Genomic DNA, 704 nt, shown 5'->3' with positions numbered 1-704 from the left:
AAAGTGACTTCCTGCGGCATGATTTTCTCCTTGTCTTCTAAAGCATGAACTGTTAATGAGATCAGAGCGAGTAAGAGAGTAGCCAACAGAGCTGCTACAATACGCTTACTGATTGCCTTGAGGGTCGTTCGAATAGCCATCGGTTTTTCCTTTCTTGGTACTATTTGCCCAAGTAGCGATAATACGTAAATGTTTCTCTATGTACGCTCTGCCAGGATCTGTACTCATTAATCTATGATATTTATCTGCTACGTCTAAAATCCATTTCATCCTACTATCATATTCCTCTGCTTTCATATTCCGTGGTGCATATGAGAACGGATCCTCTCGAAGGTTGTAACGCAGCTTATCTGTCATACCAATAATTGAGCCAATCTCTTCTTCATAATAGCTACTGTGAAAACGAATAAAAGTTTTGGGATTGTGCACCTCCCGTTGCATTTCTGCACCCGCGCGCATCCATGGATGATTCCAGCATATGCTTTGTAGGATATTCTTCTGTTCTTGTACTGCAATCATCTTCAGGTGTTCGATTTGAAATGCTAAAGCATCTATACTGTATGGTTTTAATTTTTCTATGAGTGGTAATTTTTTAAAAGCCTCCTGTATTTCATTGGTCAATTTAAAACCCTTTACACCAGGCAGGGCTGTGGAAGCCCAAGGCAAAGCATTGAGGGCTTTTTTTACAGGAGCAACATAATTAC

1 protein-coding gene is annotated in these 704 nt (G+C 40.2%); it reads right to left on the bottom strand.

Annotated elements, in window-relative coordinates:
• Positions 1 to 105: 105 nt before the first annotated feature.
• Positions 106 to 704: DUF2515 family protein (locus HMPREF2700_RS11795; protein WP_210389870.1), on the bottom strand; the 599-nt coding region annotated here is incomplete at its 5' end.

Source organism: Neisseria sp. HMSC068C04, assembly GCF_001810105.1.
Taxonomy (GTDB): domain Bacteria; phylum Pseudomonadota; class Gammaproteobacteria; order Burkholderiales; family Neisseriaceae; genus Neisseria; species Neisseria flavescens_B.
This window is presented reverse-complemented; position numbering and strand designations above follow the sequence as displayed.